Genomic DNA, 12,830 nt, shown 5'->3' with positions numbered 1-12,830 from the left:
ACGCCACCGCCCCACCCACCGCAATGACAGATCGTAGGGCGGGTTAGCGGCGTAGCCGCGTAACCCACCATGCATCAAATTTCCTCGTACAGCGGCAAGGTCAGGAACTCGGCGAACGCCGTGGCGGTCGACATCTCTTCGAAGATCTCGGCGGCGCGTTCATAGTTCATGCTGCTGCCGTCCGGCGCCGAGGCTTTCACCTTCGGCAGTTCCTCGGTGATCATCGCGCGCACCATCTCGGCGGTCACTTTGCGGCCGTCTTCCAGCTTGCCCTTGGACGAGCGTATCCACTGCCACACTTGCGAACGGCTGATCTCGGCAGTGGCCGCGTCTTCCATCAAGTTGTGGATAGGCACGCACCCATTGCCGCCCAGCCAGCTGCCCAGGTAGTGGATGCCAACGTTGATGTTGTAGCGCAAGCCCGCTTCCGTGATCGGCGCTTCCGGCTGGAAGTTCAGCAGGTCGGCTGCCGTCACTTCCACGTCGGGACGCTGCTTGGTGATCTGGTTCGGCGCGTCGCCCAGCACTTTGGTGAACTCGCCCATGGCCAGTTCCACCAGGCCAGGGTGAGCCACCCAGCCGCCGTCGTAGCCGTCGGTTGCATCGCGCGCCTTGTCGTTGCGCACGCCGCCCATCGCCACTTCGTTCTTTTCCGGATCGTTCTTGATCGGGATCAGCGCGGCCATGCCGCCGATGGCCGGCGCGTTGCGCTTGTGGCAGGTCTTCAGCAGCAGCAGCGCGTAGGCGCGCATGAACGGCGCGGTCATGGTCACCTTGGCGCGGTCGGCCAGGCAGAAGTCCTTGTCCAGCTTGAATTTCTTGATGCAGGAGAAGATGTAGTCCCAGCGGCCGGCGTTCAGGCCCGAGCTGTGCTCGCGCAGCTCGTACAGGATCTCGTCCATCTCGAACGCAGCCAGGATGGTTTCGATCAGCACGGTGGCCTTGATGGTGCCTTGCGGGATGCCCAGTTCGTCCTGCGTCATCACGAAGATGTCGTTCCACAGGCGCGCTTCCAGATGCGATTCCATCTTCGGCAGGTAGAAGTACGGGCCGGCGCCGCGCGCCAGCTGCTCCTTGGCGTTGTGGATCATGAACAGCGCGAAGTCGAAGATGCCGCCCGAGACACGCTTGCCGTCCACCAGCACGTGCTTCTCGTCCAGGTGCCAGCCGCGCGGACGCACCACCAGGGTGGCGGTCTTGTCGTTCAGCTTGTAGAATTTGCCGTTCTGTTCCAGCGAGATGGTTTTGCGCACTGCATCAACCATGTTGATCTGGCCGGTAATCTGGTTGTCCCAGTTGGGCGTGTTCGAGTCTTCGAAGTCGGTCATGTAGCTGTCGGCGCCCGAGTTCAGGGCGTTGATGACCATCTTGCGGTCCACCGGGCCGGTGATTTCCACGCGGCGGCATTCCAGCGCCTTCGGAATCGGCGCAATGGTCCAGTCGCCGGCGCGCACGTGCGCGGTTTCCTTCAGGAAGTCCGGACGCTCGCCTTCATCCAGGCGCTTGGCGCGCGCCACGCGGGCGGCCAGCAACTCCTGGCGGCGCGGCTCGAACGCGCGCGACAGCTTGGCCACCAGGGCCAGCGCATCCGGAGTCAGTACGGTTTCGTAGCCGGGCTTGATGGCGCCGGTAATTTCCATGCCTGCTGGCAGAGTGATGGTGGCTTGCGTCATGAGATCTCCGATGGTGGGTAGTTTTGAATCCTCAGTATAGGCGCTGGGCGTCTACATGTTTTTTGCAGTATATTCACTAAATAGTTATACAAACAAGACTAAAAATCACTTCATCTATGCGTTTTTTGCACAAGTGAAGCCAGGACAGGGACCGAAGGAGCAATGGGACAATTCAGACAGATCTCCACTTTCGTGGATGTGGTGGCCAAGGGCAGCCTGTCGGCCGCAGCCCGCGCGGAAGGCATAGCGCCCGCCGTTATTGGGCGCAGGCTGGATGCGCTGGAACAAAGACTGGGCGTAAAACTGCTGCAGCGCACCACCCGCAAGCTGGCCTTGACCAATGAAGGGGCCGCCTTCCTGGAGGACTGCCAGCGCATCCTGACCGAGCTGGAAGATGCGGAGGCGGCGGTGGCGGAACGCAGCGCGCGCGCAACAGGCCATCTGCTGGTGTCGGCGCCGGCCGGGTTCGGGCGGCAGCACGTGGCGCCGCTGTTGCCCTCTTTCCTGTCCGAGCACCGCGACGTGCGTGCCACGCTGAACCTGAACGACCGCGTGGTGGACATCATCGGCGAAGGGGTGGACGTGGCCATCCGCATCGCGTCCTTGTCGGATTCCAGCCTGGTGGGCGTGAAGCTGGCGGACAACCAGCGCGTGCTGGTGGCCACGCCGGCCTACCTGAAGCGCCACGGCACGCCGCGCACGCTGGACGAGCTGCACAAGCACAACTGCCTGGCCATCAGCAGCGACGGCTCGCAACGCGGCTGGACCTTCCGCCAGGAGGGCAAGATCGTGACGCTGAAGGTGGGCGGGAATATGGGCTGCAACGACGGCGCGGTGCTGCACGATTGGGTGCTGGCCGGCAAAGGGCTGGCGTGGCGGTCGATGTGGGAGGTGGGCGGGGACATCGAGGCGGGACGCCTGCGCACCGTGCTGGACGAGTACGCCGCGCCGGGCAACGACATCTATGCGGTGTTTGCGCAGCGTAACCACTTGCCGTTGCGGATACGGGCCTTCGTGGACTTCCTGCGCCGCACCTATGCGCAGCCGGGGTACTGGCGCAAGGAGAAGGCCGCCGCGTGAACGCCTGGCGGGTTACGTCGCTGCGCGCCTAACCCGCCCTACGAGCAGACTGCGGCGAACCGTCGTTGCGGAACGTACAGACGAAAAAAAATCCTCGGAAACCGAGGATTTCTTCATCTCGTAAGATTCAGCGTATTACAGTGGCTGAATGTTCGAAGCTTGCTTGCCCTTTGGGCCGGCGGTTACTTCAAACGAAACGCGCTGGTTCTCTTGCAGCGATTTGAAGCCAGCCGATTGGATAGCCGAGAAGTGAGCGAACAGATCTTCGCCGCCTTCGTCAGGGGTAATGAAGCCAAAACCCTTCGAATCATTGAACCATTTTACGATACCAGTTGCCATTACAATTCCTATTTCAGTTAAGTTGGGCTTGCGCCCGTGATATCGTTTGAAGCAAGTAAGAAATGACAGACAAACTGCACTACTCTTGAATCTAACGATCCCGCATTATACCGAATAAAACGAAAAAATCCCGTTTTCACGAAAATAAATGCAAGGATGTGACTTTGGTGGTGTAGCCATCTAGCCAGATCTCCCGAGCACAAATTCGCGCGGCATGTGTGTCACTATAGACAAGATCCGGAGATCGCGCTTGAGGAATATCAAACGAGCGCAAATAAACTTCGGTTTCAGGCGTCGAAAACCGCAGCTTTCGGGTCCCTTGCGGCCCAGGCCAGGTAGCGCTCCACCTGCCCCGCCAGCCCCTCCCATCCAGCCGCCTCGGCGGGACGTTTCCCCAGCAACGGCAAGAGTTCCTGCTCGATCCGGCGTGCTTCGGCGCCGTAGGCGGCGAAGCCGAAAGTGGCCGCGGAACCGGCCACGCCGTGCAGCAGACTGTGCAGTTTTTGCAGCGCTTGCGCGTCCGCGCCGGCGTTGCGGCAATGAGACAAGGCCTCGGAAATTGCTTGCAGCGTAGCGGGTATGCCGGCCGCATACTTGTCGCCCAGCGCGCCGAGGCGCGCACGGTAGTTGGGGTCGGCCAGGGTCGCCACGCTGCGCCGTCCGCTTACTTGGTGCCGAAGATGCGGTCGCCGGCGTCGCCCAGGCCCGGCACGATGTAGGCGTGCTCGTTCAGGTGGCTGTCCAGCGCGGCGCAGTAGATTTTCACGCCCGGATGGGCCTTCTGGAACACTTCTATGCCTTCCGGCGCCGCCACCAGGGCCAGGAAGATGATCTGCTCGTCGGTCACGCCGCGCTTTTTCAGCACGTCCACCGCGTGTACCGCCGAGTTGCCGGTGGCCACCATCGGATCGCACAGGATGAAAGTACGCTCCGCCAGGTCCGGCAGGCGCACCAGGTATTCCACCGGCTGGTGCGTGTCCGGGTCGCGGAACACCCCGATGTGGCCCACGCGCGCCGACGGCACCAGGCTCAGCAGGCCATCGCTCATGCCGATGCCGGCGCGCAGGATGGGGACGATGGCCAGCTTGCGGCCAGCAATGACGGGCGCGTCTATGGTCATCAGCGGGGTTTCGATCTCGCGCGTGCCCAGCGGCAGGTCGCGCGTGATCTCGTAACCCATCAACAGGGTGATTTCCTTCAACAGTTCACGGAACGTGCGGGTCGAGGTCGCCTTGTCGCGCATGTGGCTCAGCTTGTGCTGGATCAGCGGGTGGTCGGTGATGAACAGGTTGGGAAAGCGCGGGTCTTGTTTCATGAGTTACTCATATCAAATCGGTTATAGCCCGCATTATCCCAGTCATCCGGGCCAGGTGGAATGGTTTTGCTGAAATTATTGTCAGCCTGCCCAGCTGCCCGGTTCGGCGGCAATTTTGCCCAGGCGCCAGTCTATAGACGGCTGTTTCTTAACCTGCATCAACCCTTTTTTGCAAAACATGCATAGATGTTGTCATTTTTCATGTTTTTCGGGCGCCAACAATGATACATTTCGTTCTGGTTTTGCAACAATAGTTCTGAAAGAGTAGACCGACACGATGCTATCCAGTGCCCCTACCGTGCCCCTGCGCGCCAGTCACAACGAAATGGACGGCCTTCTCGAGGAGGCTGGCGACGTCGTTTTCCGGCTTGACCTGCAAGGCGCGGTACTGTTCGCCAGCCGGCACGCGATCACCTTCTCCGGCCTGCACAGCCTGCACGGCGCCAGCCTGGCCGCGCTGACCGGCGAGGAGGACCAGCCTGCGCTGAAGGCGGCGCTGGCCGAGCTGCTCCAGTCCGGCACGGCGTCCCGCGTCGAGGTGCGCCTGCGGGGCGAACAAGGCGAAACCTGGTTTGAGCTGCGCCTGTCCCTCTACGGCCGTTCCGGCCCCAACCCCGGCATCCTGGCGGTGGGCCGCGACCTGACCATCCAGCACGCCACCGAAGAGCGCCTGCGCCACATGGCCACGCACGACGCGCTGACCGAGCTGCCCAACCGCCTGCTGCTGTCCGACCGCATCCGCATGACCATTGCCCAGGCGCGCCGCTCCGGCCAGGGTTTCTCGGTTGCCACCGTGGGCATCGACGGCTTCAAGAAAGTCAACGACGGCCTCGGCCACCCGGTGGGCGACGCCGTGCTGCGCATGGCCGCCGCCCGCCTGCGCAAGACGCTGCGCGACTCGGACACGCTGGCCCGCGTCGGCGGCGACGAATTCGTGGCCGTGCTGCCCGGCACCGCCACCGAAGCGCAGATCAAGCTGGTGACCGGGCGCCTGCTGGCCACCTTGCAGGCGCCGTTCGAAATCGACACGCACACCATCTACCTGGGCGCCTCGGTCGGCGTCTCGGTGTACCCGCAGCACGCGGAGGACGAAGTGCGGCTGGTGGCCCTGGCCGACGCGGCCATGTCGCGCGCCAAGGAAACCGGCAAGGCGCGCTGCGTGGTCTACAGCCCGCGCCACAGCGGCCCGCCCGAACATGACATTTCGCTGGAGGCGGCCATGTTCCAGGCCGTGCGCGAGGGCGAATTCATGCTGTACTACCAGCCCATCGTGGACGCGCGCACGCGCGACATCGAAGGCTTCGAGACGCTGATGCGCTGGAAGCACCCTACCCTGGGCATGGTGCCGCCGGTGCGCTTTATTCCGATCGCCGAAACCAACGGCCTGATCAACCTGCTGGGCGCCTGGGCGCTGAAAGCGGCCTGCGTGCAGCTCAAGCAGTTCGAGGAAGTGGCCAAGCGGCCGCTGTATATTTCTGTTAACATTAGTCCACGGCAATTCCGTAACGACAAATTCCTTGACGTGCTGGACGACGCGATGGCGTTTTCCGGCCTCCCCGGTGAGCAATTGGTACTAGAAATTACAGAAGGCACGCTGATGATCGATCCGGCCCACGCCGAAACGATCCTGACCCGGATGGCGGAACGCAAGGCGCGCATCGCCATCGACGACTTCGGCACCGGCTATTCCTCGCTGGCCTACCTGAAACGCTTCCCGATCTCCGTGCTGAAGATAGACCGCGCCTTCATCCGCGACCTGCCCGGTTCGCAGAAGGACGGCGCCATCTGCAACGCCGTGCTGGACCTGGCCAAGCACCTGGACCTGTCGGTGGTGGCCGAAGGCGTGGAAACCGAAGAGCAGCTGGCTTACCTGCAGGAGCGCGGCTGCCAGTACATCCAGGGCTACCTCACCGGCAAGCCGATGGCGGCGCACGTGGCCATGGCGGCGCTGCGCGAGCGCACCTATGCCAACCTGGTGCCGCCGGAAGCGAGACTGGACACCAGGCAGGTGCAGGCATGAATCCGGCGCTGCGCGTGGACGGCAACAAGACGCTGGCCCAGCTCTGGGACCGCACCCGCATGCAGGGCGACATGCCCGGCTTCGCCAAGGCCATCTCGTCCATCCTGGGCGCCATGCGCGGCGAGGACGAGAGCGACTTCAACATGACGCAAACCGTGCTGTCGGACCCGGTGCTGACGCAAAAAGTGCTGCGCCTGGCCAACAGCGGCATGTACTCGGCCTTCGGCCAGCACGTAAACACCGTCAGCAAGGCGGTGCTGGTGCTCGGCACGGAGGCCATCGGCCACCTGGCGCTGGGCCTCAAGCTGATCGAGGAACTGTCGGTGGCCAACGCCGGCGCCAGCGGTTCGTCCAGCGCGCACATCGAAATGGAAAAGGCCGTGCTGGCCGGCATGGTGGCGCAGCAGGTGGCCACCAGCGCCAACAGCCGCCACGCCGAAGAAGCCGTGGTCTGCTCGCTGCTGCACACGCTGGGCCGCATGATGATCACCTTCTACATGCCGGAACGCTGGAGCGCCCTGCAGGAGGCCGCCGGCGCCGGCAAGGAAGACCAGGCCGCGCAGCAGATCCTGGGCCTGAGCATGGAAGAAGTGGGCGCCGCCGCCGCCGCGCACTGGGGCTTGCCCAAGAACCTGATCAGCGGCATGCGCAGCGTGGCGCCGGCGGAACCAGGCGCCGAAGTGAGCCACGCGGACTGGATCGCCGGCCTGTCGACCATGGCGGCCCGCTGCGCCGAATCGCTGTGGCACGACGACGAAGCCGGCGCGCTGGAAGTCAAGCGCATCACCGAGAGCTACTCCGGCATGCTGGGCGTGGCGCCCGAGCAGATGCACGAGGCGATAGAAAGAGCCAAGGAAGTGGCTGCCAACGACCTGTCGATCGCGCCGCTGTCCAAGCCGGCCGAACGCCGCGCCAAGGCGCTGGCCAAGACGCGCCAGCGCGCCGCCGGCAACAAGATCCTGCTCAGCGGCCTGGCCGACATGCGCGACCTGGTGGATTCGGCCAGCCCGGGCCAGATGGTGTCCATCGCGCTGGAAACGGTGTACCAGGGCCTGGACTTCTCGCGCGCAGTGGCGTTCGTGCGCAACCGCCGCGAAGGCCGCTATGCCGCCAAGATGTGCTTCGGCGAGGGCATGAAGGAAAAGCTGTGCGAGATGGCGTTCGACGAAGCCTATGAGCCAAACGTATTCCACGCGGCGCTCAACAGCGACCGCGTGATCTTTATCGAAAACGCGCGCGACCCGAAGTTCGCCGCCAAGCTGCCGGCGTGGTGGAAAGCCACCCTGTCCGAAGCGCGCAGCTTTGTGATCCTGCCGCTGCAATCGAACCTGCAGCCGGCCGGCTTTATCTACGGCGACTGGGACGAATCCTTCCCGCCCATCCAGCTCAGCCAGACCGAGTTCGGCCTGCTGAACGACATGCGCGCGCTGGTGGTCAAGGCCGTCGAGCGCCGCCACCAGCTGGAAGCGGTCAGCAACCGGGTCGCTTAGGTGGCTTAGGTGGCTTAGGTGGCTTTGGCAGCCTGCCCGCCCTGGTGCCGCTCGTCGTCCTGCCGCTGCCAGCGGAACGACAGCGCCGCCGCCACCGCCGCGCATGCCGCCAGCCCAGCCGCCACGTAGTACACCGACTCCGCCCCCAGCCTTTCCCAGCACTGCGACAGTCCCAGCCCGCCCAGCGTGCCGCCGACGCCATACGAAATGCTGATGTACAGCGCCTGCCCGCGCGCCTGCAGCGGCCCGGCAAACCAGCGCTGCATCGCCAGCACGGATGACGAATGGTGCAGCGCGAACGTGGCCGCGTGCAGCAGCTGCGCCAGCACCAGCAGCGCCAGCCAGTGCGCACCCGAGCCTATCATCGCGAACCGCAGCACGGCGGCGCCGAACGCCAGCATCAGCAGGCGCTGCGCGCCCCAGCGCTTGAGCAGCGGCGCCTGCGAATAGAACAGCACCACTTCCGCCACCACGCCCAGCGACCACATGGCGCCGATCACGGTCTTGCTGTAACCGGCGCGTTCCAGGTAGAGCGAATAGAAGGTGTACAGCGAGGTGTCGGCCGACACCATCAGCGCCGTGGACGCGAAGAAGGCCAGCACCTCGCGCCGCCGCAGCACAGCCAGCAGCGCAGGACGCGGACCGGCATGCTGCTGGCGCGGCACGTCGTGCATGCGGAAGGCCGCGCCGACAACGCACACCAGCAGCGCGCCGGCGGCCCACGGCAAGGCGCGCGTGCCCCAGTAGTCCAGCGCATAGGCCGTCAGCATGGTGGCCACGATGAAGCCGATCGAGCCCCATAGCCGGATGCGGCCGTAGTGCGTCAGGTCGCCGCGCATTTCGGACAGCATCAGCGCTTCGCAGATCGGTCCCTGCGCGCTGGTGAACAGGTTGAGCAGCACCATGGCCGCGAAGAAGTGGGCGAAAGTGCTGCCGATGAAGAAGCCGGAGAACGCGGTGAGCGCGGCCAGGCCGGTCATGCGCAGCACCACCACGCGGCGCTCGCTGTGGTCCGCCACCCAGCCCCACAGGTTGGGGCCGAAGATGCGCAGCACCTGGATCAGCGACATCAGCACGCCGATCTGCGCCACCGTCATGCCTTTATCGGCGAAGAACAGGCTGGCGTAGGTGGAGAACGTGCCGGCGTGCGCGTAGTAGAAAAACAGGAAGGAGCCGAAGCTGAAGAACTGTGTGGGCATAACGCTGGCCTTTCCGCGCTGCGGAAAGGCCGAAAAGAGTACAGCTTATTGAGTACAGATTACTTGCTGCGTGCGATATCCGGGGTGGACACGCTCACGTCGCCGCACTGGGCGCGGTGCATCAGCGCGTGGTCCATCAGCACCAGCGCCAGCATGGCCTCGGCGATCGGCGTGGCGCGGATGCCCACGCAAGGATCGTGGCGGCCGAAGGTTTCCACCATCACCGGATTGCCGTCCTTGTCGATGGAACGGCGCGGGGTGCGGATCGAGGAAGTGGGCTTGATGGCGATGGAAACGGTGATGTCCTGCCCCGTCGAGATGCCGCCCAACACGCCGCCGGCGTTGTTGCCTACGAAGCCTTCCGGTGTCAGTTCGTCGCCGTGCTCGGAACCCTTCTGCGCCACGGCCTTGAAGCCGGCGCCGATTTCCACGCCCTTTACGGCGTTAATGCCCATCATGGCGTAGGCGATATCGGCATCGAGCTTGTCGTAGATGGGCTGGCCCAGGCCCACGGGCACGTTCTGCGCCACCACGTCGATACGTGCGCCGATGGAGTCGCCTTCCTTGCGCAGCGCGTCCATCGCGTCTTCCATGCGCGCGATCAGCGCGGCGTCGCCGCTGGCGGCGAAGAACGGATTGTTGGGTACATGCTCCCAGCCATCGAACGGCACCGGAATGTCGCCCAGCTGGCTCATGCAGCCCTTGAAGGTGGTGCCGTACTGCTGCTGCAGCCATTTCTTGGCCACCGCCGCCGCGCCGACGATGGGCGCGGTCAGGCGGGCCGACGAACGGCCGCCGCCGCGCGGGTCGCGCACGCCATATTTATGCCAGTAGGTGTAATCTGCATGACCAGGGCGGAAGCTTTCCGAGATGTTGCCGTAATCCTTGCTGCGCTGGTCTTCGTTGCGGATCAGCAGCGCGATCGGGGTGCCGGTGGTGACGCCTTGGTACACGCCGGACAGGATCTCGACGCGGTCCGGCTCCTGGCGCTGGGTAACGTGGCGCGAGGTGCCGGGTTTGCGACGGTCCAGTTCGGGCTGGATGTCAGCCTCGCTCAGCGGCAGGCCCGGGGGGCAGCCGTCGATGACGCAACCGATCGCAATACCATGCGATTCGCCGAAAGTACTTACAGAAAACAGCTTGCCAAAGGAATTACCGGACATAGGGAGCAGAATGAGAGTGGACAGAGGGAATCTCTTAATTCTACCAGCCCCTCGGCCCGGCCGTGTCAACCATGGCAAAACAGTACGTACTAGTACTGAATCTGGCGCGGAATTAACGCGCTGGCAAGCATAAACTGTCGTTATTGGTGTTAGGAAAGCACTGAAATGGTCGTTCTGACTAACAATTCGCTATATACTTGAATTAAGAACACCGAGATATCTGGAGAAGCGACACATGCCCGCACCGATCACGCCCCTTGACCCAAACAAGGACGATCAAGACGATCTGGTATTCTTGGAAGAACATCCGGCTGAGCCGGCGGCGCACGCGTCCCGCGAAGTATGGCGGGTGATGATCATCGACGACGACGAAGACGTCCATTCGACCACCACGTTCGCGCTCGGCAACCTGGACATGCAGCAGCGTCCCCTGGAATTCGTGCACGCCTACTCGGCCAGCCAGGCCCGCGAAATGCTCAAGCACGAGCAGGATATCGCCGTCATCCTGCTGGACGTGGTGATGGAACAGGACGACGCCGGCCTGCACCTGGTGCGCTACATCCGCGAAACGCTGAAACTGGCCGACGTGCGCATCATCCTGCGCACCGGCCAGCCCGGCTATGCGCCGGAGATCGACGCCATCCGCGACTACGACATCAACGACTACAAGACCAAGTCCGAGCTGACCCGCATCAAGCTGTTTACCACCGTGACGGCGGCGATCCGCTCCTACGAGCAAATCCGCAAGATCAGCAACAGCCGGCGCGGCCTGGACCAGATCGTCCACGCCAGCACCGAGCTGATGTCGCTGCACGGCGTGCACAACTTCGCCGCCGGCGTACTGACCCAGATCGCCTCGCTGCTGCACCAGCAGACCAACGGCGTGCTGTGCGTGCAGGAGTGCCCGGACAGCGGCTGCCACGAACTGATGGCCATGGCGGCCGCCGGCAGCTACGCCCACCTGGACGGCCTGCAGCTCACCAGCCGCAACGAACCGCGCGTGACCGAAGCCATGGAACGCACGCTGGACGAGCGCCGCAACCACTACGGCAACGACTGCATCACGCTGTACTTCGGCGGCAAGGCCAGCCGCGCCTTTGTCGCCTTCATGCTGGTGGACCGGCCCGTCACCGAGATCGAGGAAAGGCTGCTGGAAGTCTTCTGCAGCAACGTGGCCGTGGGCCTGGACAATGTGGAGCTGGTGTCCCACCTGCACAACGCGGCCTTCTACGACCAGCTCTCCAAGCTGCCCAACCGCACCCGCCTGGTCGAAATCCTGGACGCCACGCTGACCGGCCCGGCCAAGCAGGACGCCAGCCTGGCGCTGGTGGACCTGGACCACTTCGCCGAAACCAACGATGCCCTCGGCCACCAGTTCGGCGACCTGCTGCTGCTGGCCGTGGCCGACCGCCTGCAGACCAACCTGGGCCAGCAACTGACGGTGGCCCGCATCGGCGGCGACATCTTCTGCGTGCTGGGCGACGCCGCGCAAGTCAATCCCGCCATGATACTGGCGCTGTTCCAGGTGCCATTCAGCATAGACGGCCAGGACGTGCAACTGTCCGCCACCCTGGGCCTGGTGCGCCTGGGCGAGCATGACGGCACCGGCGCCGACGCGCTGAAGGACGCCGACATCGCCCTCAAGCGCGCCAAGACCCAGCAGCGCGCCGGCCACTTCTACTTCTCGCGCAGCATGGGCGTGGAGATCCGCGAGCGGGTGCGCATGATGCACGCGCTGCGCACCGGCTTCGGCCAGAACCAGCTGTTCGTGGTGTACCAGCCGCAGATCGACCTGGTCACGCGCCGCCCGGTGGGCGCCGAAGCGCTGCTGCGCTGGCAGACGCCGGACGGCAAATTCATCTCGCCGGACCGCTTCATTCCGATCGCCGAGTATTCGGGCCTGATCATCGACCTGGGCGAGTGGGTAATGCGTACCGCCTGCCGCGAGCTGGTGACGCTGCGCGCGGCCGGGCACGACAACTTCACCATGTCGATCAACGTGTCGCAGGTGCAGTTCCGCCACCCCTACTTCCTCGAAATGCTGCGCCGCGCGCTGGCCGACACCGGCGCGCCGCCGGAATTCGTGGAACTGGAAATCACCGAATCGATGGCCATGGAAGAGCCGGACCTGCTGATCAAGATGCTGGGCCAGATCAAGCAGACCGGCGTCAGCATCGCGATCGACGATTTCGGCACCGGCTTCTCCTCGCTGTCCTACCTGCAGCGCCTGCAGATCGACCGCCTGAAGATAGACCGCGCCTTCGTCACCGAGATCACCGGCTCGGCGCGCGGCAGCAGCATCGCCGAGATGGTGATCCAGCTGGGCCGCAACCTGGGCCTGGCCGTGATCGCCGAAGGCGTGGAAGACGAGCGCCAGGCGCAGATCCTGCAATCGCTGGGCTGCCCGCTGGCGCAAGGCTTCCTGTTCGCCCGCCCCATGACAGCCGAAGCCCTGAATGGCTGGCTCAACAACGACGCGCTCGAAGGCGTCGCCTGAAAAAAAAATGGGGTCAGGGTTAGTTTTAAACTAACCCTGACCCCATTTTCAGCG

At 64.1% G+C, this 12,830-nt stretch carries 10 protein-coding genes; 4 read left to right on the top strand and 6 right to left on the bottom strand.

Going from position 1 to position 12,830, the window contains the following annotated elements; translation table 11 throughout:
* Window positions 1–74: 74 nt before the first annotated feature.
* The gene (aceB, locus tag ACFJI2_RS09620) at window positions 75–1,673 is read right to left on the bottom strand and encodes a malate synthase A (RefSeq protein ID WP_377704794.1); all 1,599 of its coding nucleotides are present in this window, start codon (window positions 1,671–1,673) and stop codon (window positions 75–77) included.
* Between the two features lie 162 nt (window positions 1,674–1,835).
* On the opposite strand from aceB, the gene ACFJI2_RS09615 reads away from it, so the two are divergent.
* Window positions 1,836–2,753 (top strand): LysR family transcriptional regulator, encoded by a 918-nt coding sequence (locus ACFJI2_RS09615; RefSeq protein WP_107869178.1) that lies wholly within the window; start codon window positions 1,836–1,838, stop codon window positions 2,751–2,753.
* A gap of 135 nt (window positions 2,754–2,888) precedes the next feature.
* Here ACFJI2_RS09615 and ACFJI2_RS09610 read toward each other — a convergent pair whose 3' ends face one another.
* From ACFJI2_RS09610 to upp, 3 genes are all read right to left on the bottom strand, one after another.
* Window positions 2,889–3,092 (bottom strand): cold-shock protein, encoded by a 204-nt coding sequence (locus tag ACFJI2_RS09610; protein ID WP_008448165.1) that lies wholly within the window; start codon window positions 3,090–3,092, stop codon window positions 2,889–2,891.
* 287 nt (window positions 3,093–3,379) lie between these two features.
* A complete protein-coding gene (locus ACFJI2_RS09605) occupies window positions 3,380–3,742 on the bottom strand; it encodes an Hpt domain-containing protein (protein ID WP_377704793.1) in 363 nt (120 codons plus the stop codon).
* Between the two features lie 14 nt (window positions 3,743–3,756).
* Window positions 3,757–4,407, bottom strand: coding sequence for a uracil phosphoribosyltransferase (gene upp / locus ACFJI2_RS09600; RefSeq protein ID WP_025595498.1), 651 nt, complete (start codon window positions 4,405–4,407; stop codon window positions 3,757–3,759).
* Between the two features lie 277 nt (window positions 4,408–4,684).
* On the opposite strand from upp, the gene ACFJI2_RS09595 reads away from it, so the two are divergent.
* Together ACFJI2_RS09595 and ACFJI2_RS09590 are read left to right on the top strand one after the other, a co-directional pair.
* Entirely contained in the window at window positions 4,685–6,427 is a 1,743-nt protein-coding gene (locus ACFJI2_RS09595) for a putative bifunctional diguanylate cyclase/phosphodiesterase (protein ID WP_377704792.1), read from the top strand.
* Complete coding sequence (locus ACFJI2_RS09590; protein ID WP_377704791.1) at window positions 6,424–7,917, top strand: HDOD domain-containing protein; 1,494 nt, start codon at window positions 6,424–6,426, stop codon at window positions 7,915–7,917. Before ACFJI2_RS09595 ends, ACFJI2_RS09590 begins: the two co-directional genes overlap by 4 nt.
* Window positions 7,918–7,931: 14 nt before the next feature.
* Here ACFJI2_RS09590 and ACFJI2_RS09585 read toward each other — a convergent pair whose 3' ends face one another.
* Together ACFJI2_RS09585 and aroC are read right to left on the bottom strand one after the other, a co-directional pair.
* Complete coding sequence (locus ACFJI2_RS09585; RefSeq protein ID WP_377704790.1) at window positions 7,932–9,116, bottom strand: MFS transporter; 1,185 nt, start codon at window positions 9,114–9,116, stop codon at window positions 7,932–7,934.
* Between the two features lie 59 nt (window positions 9,117–9,175).
* Window positions 9,176–10,279, bottom strand: a complete 1,104-nt coding sequence (aroC, locus tag ACFJI2_RS09580) for a chorismate synthase (RefSeq protein ID WP_377704789.1) — start codon at window positions 10,277–10,279, stop codon at window positions 9,176–9,178.
* 235 nt (window positions 10,280–10,514) lie between these two features.
* On the opposite strand from aroC, the gene ACFJI2_RS09575 reads away from it, so the two are divergent.
* Window positions 10,515–12,776, top strand: a complete 2,262-nt coding sequence (locus ACFJI2_RS09575) for an EAL domain-containing protein (protein ID WP_107869184.1) — start codon at window positions 10,515–10,517, stop codon at window positions 12,774–12,776.
* Window positions 12,777–12,830: the final 54 nt, after the last annotated feature.

The sequence above is a fragment of the Pseudoduganella sp. UC29_71 genome (assembly GCF_042693265.1).
Classification (GTDB): Bacteria; Pseudomonadota; Gammaproteobacteria; order Burkholderiales; family Burkholderiaceae_D; genus Rugamonas.
Note: the sequence above shows the minus strand (reverse complement) of the source record. Positions and strands in the feature narration are given on the sequence as shown.

Coding starts and splice junctions, on each gene's coding strand:
- ACFJI2_RS09585 (WP_377704790.1), bottom strand. CDS start 9,116: ATGCCCACACAGTTCTTCAGCTTCGGCTCCTTCCTGTTTTTCTACTAC.
- ACFJI2_RS09575 (WP_107869184.1), top strand. CDS start 10,515: ATGCCCGCACCGATCACGCCCCTTGACCCAAACAAGGACGATCAAGAC.
- aroC (WP_377704789.1), bottom strand. CDS start 10,279: ATGTCCGGTAATTCCTTTGGCAAGCTGTTTTCTGTAAGTACTTTCGGC.
- ACFJI2_RS09610 (WP_008448165.1), bottom strand. CDS start 3,092: ATGGCAACTGGTATCGTAAAATGGTTCAATGATTCGAAGGGTTTTGGC.
- ACFJI2_RS09590 (WP_377704791.1), top strand. CDS start 6,424: ATGAATCCGGCGCTGCGCGTGGACGGCAACAAGACGCTGGCCCAGCTC.
- ACFJI2_RS09595 (WP_377704792.1), top strand. CDS start 4,685: ATGCTATCCAGTGCCCCTACCGTGCCCCTGCGCGCCAGTCACAACGAA.
- ACFJI2_RS09615 (WP_107869178.1), top strand. CDS start 1,836: ATGGGACAATTCAGACAGATCTCCACTTTCGTGGATGTGGTGGCCAAG.
- upp (WP_025595498.1), bottom strand. CDS start 4,407: ATGAAACAAGACCCGCGCTTTCCCAACCTGTTCATCACCGACCACCCG.
- aceB (WP_377704794.1), bottom strand. CDS start 1,673: ATGACGCAAGCCACCATCACTCTGCCAGCAGGCATGGAAATTACCGGC.